This is a genomic window from Candidatus Andeanibacterium sp. (assembly GCF_057143545.1).
The window spans coordinates 1-2664 of record NZ_DBNHSF010000134.1 but is presented as its reverse complement, the minus strand read 5'-3'; the positions used below and the strand labels follow the sequence as shown (position 1 = coordinate 2664).

General features: G+C 63.9%; 2 protein-coding genes. Both read right to left on the bottom strand.

The window, feature by feature from the left end; translation table 11 throughout:
* Positions 1-1097 (bottom strand): efflux RND transporter periplasmic adaptor subunit (locus AC16XC_RS08085; protein ID WP_484034139.1); only part of this gene is annotated, 1097 nt, incomplete at its 3' end.
* Positions 1097-2664, bottom strand: a 1568-nt coding sequence (locus AC16XC_RS08080; RefSeq protein ID WP_484034138.1) for an ABC transporter permease, incomplete at its 5' end; no start/stop codon positions are given. The genes AC16XC_RS08080 and AC16XC_RS08085, both read right to left, overlap by 1 nt.

Here is a 2664-nt window from a genome sequence, read left to right as displayed (position 1 = left end):
TCCTGCAAGCCATCGAGAACTTGTGCGAAATCCTCGTTGATGTAGCCGACCTCGATATCCCGCAACTGCGCCTTGCCGCCGTTCTCGACGAACACCTGCCAGCCGCCTTCCGGTGCCCGGAACAGCGCGCCCACCGGCACGCGAACGACTTCATTCTCGCTCCAGAGGATCACCGTGGCATCGACCTGGTACCCGTGGCCGAGCCGCGCAATGCGCTGGGCGGCAGCGGGCTCGAAATCGATGATCACATTGACCCGCTGCTCCTCGATGCCGAGCGCGGATATCTTGAGCTTCCCGAAGGGTTCAATCCGGCGCACCCGGCCTGGCAGTGCATCCTCACCTCCCCAGCGGGTTATCTTCACAGCATCACCCGGTTCGATCTGCGCCGCCTCCCTGGAAAGTAGGTCTGCAACCACTTCGATGCGCGCGGGATTACCGATTTCAACCAGCGCTGCTCCCTGTGTGACCACGCCTTCGCTTTCGACAAGGCGGCGCAAGACCACTCCGCTTTCAGGCGAGCGCACTGCCACAGCGCCGCCCGACGGCAGGCCGGACGCAGCAGGCTCGGCCAGCAGGCTTTGCAGTCGGCGGGTTTCTGCGCGCGTTCTGGCCAGTTCGCTGCGGGCCGAGGACGCAGCCGCACGCCGGGCGTCGAGCTCTGCCTTGGCCAAGAAGCCGCGATCCGCCAGCGCCTCGGCCCGGCCAAGATCCGCTTCGGCTAGCCGCAGCGCCGCAGACGCGCTTGCCTCGCCCGCGCGCGATGCCGAGATCGCATTGGCAATTTCCGCGCGGCTACGTTTGTCGAGTGGCTGCGACGGGATGCCTGCCATGCGCGCAATTATCGTCTGGCCGGCCACCACCTGATCGCCGGGCTCAAGTTCGATCCGCGTTACATACCCGGTCACGGGGGCCGTCACGGTGTAGAGGTCATGCACACGGGTCACCCCGTCATCAGTCAGCCCGACTTCCATCGGCCCCTGAGTGACCGAACCAAGGTCGACCGCCTCTGCCTCCGGCCAGAAGCTGTAGGCAAGGCCCGCCACCAGCAGCGCGGCGATGATCATGGCCCAGCGCCAACTCTTGATCCGCGCCCACATCAGTCGCGCGCCTTGAGGACCCGCACCATGTCGAGCCTTGCAACGCGGCGCGCCACGATCAGCGCGGTTGCACTGGCCGAAGCCAGCACCACCAGCGTCGCGAAGCCATAGCTGGACCTGTTGGGTGCAAAAGGAAGGCGGAAAAGATCCGAACTGAACATGCTGACCATCAGCTGGGCCAGCCAATAGCCGGTTACGCACCCGACCGGAACGGCGATCGCGACCAGCAGGGCCAGTTCACCAAGCAGGACGATCCCCACTTCACTGCGATGATAGCCGAGTACCCGCATCGTCGCGAGTTCATGCGCGCGTTCGGAAAACAGGATGCGCGCGCTGTTGTAGACCACGCCGACAGCGATGGCCGATGCGAACGAGATGTAGAAACCCATCATCGACATGATATTTTCGTCAATTATCTGTTCGAACAGTTTCATCGCTGCGTCACGCTCCGTCAATCCGAGGACCTGGGGCATTTCGCCCAGTTCGATGATGATCCGGTCGCGGTAAAGCGGATCGATCAGCAGGTTCGCGCTGCCGACCGGCGTGCCATCGCGGGTGAGGCGGGACAGGGCCTCGCTGCGCGCATATGCGCGGGTTCCGATGAGTTCGTCGATGATGCTCGCGACTGTCAGCGTGGTCCTGGTCTGGCGTCCGCCCAGCAATTCCACCTCCGCGCGGTCCCCCGGGGCGAGCGCGAGCTTGGTTGCCAGCGGCCTGCTGAGCATCAGGCCCGCGGCGGGCAGCGGGACTTCATATCCGTCGGCGTCGACCCGCACAGTCAGGCGATCGTCGCTGCCGGCCGCCTCTATTCCGACCCGCTCCGACCGCGCGCCATTGCGCAGAACGACCGGAACCGCGCGCGCAGGCTCGACCCTCAGAACGCCCGGAAGTGAGGCCAGCTCGGTCAGGACCTTTTCGTTCTGGGGCTCGATGAAGGTGACGGAGAGATCTTGGCGCTGCGCGCGGAAGAAGTAGTTGTCCAGCATCGCGCGCGACCCGTCGATAAACTGGATGGTCGCGAACAGCAGGCCGAGCGACAGGGCAACGCCGCTCACAGTCACTGCCGAGCGCCCGGGCCATCGTGCAATATGGCGAACGATCATGCTCCCGACGGCGGAAATTCCTGCCCATCGTCCCAGCTTCTCGACCATGCCCGCACGGTAGATTGGCGGAGGCGGAGGAGACATTGCAACGGCCGGGGTCAAGGCGGAGGCCGCACGGACACCGCCGATAGCGCCGATGCCGGCTGATCCAAAAGCCAGGGCCGCGCCGGTCGCGAAAACGCTCGCGGACACCTGATAATAGAGGAAGGGGAACCGGTAATATTCGGCATATTGCTCGGTCATGGAACGTCCCATCCACCATCCGACGGAGGAACCCAGCACGATGCCGATCAACGCGACTGCGATGGCAAATTTCAAATAGTGCCAGCCGATCTCTGCATTTCCGTAGCCGAAGGCCTTCATCAGCCCGATCTCTTCGCGCTCGGTCCGGATGATCCGGCCAAGCACCACATAAACAAGGAAGGTGGATACCAGCAGGAAGATCGGCGGAATAATGGTGGTCA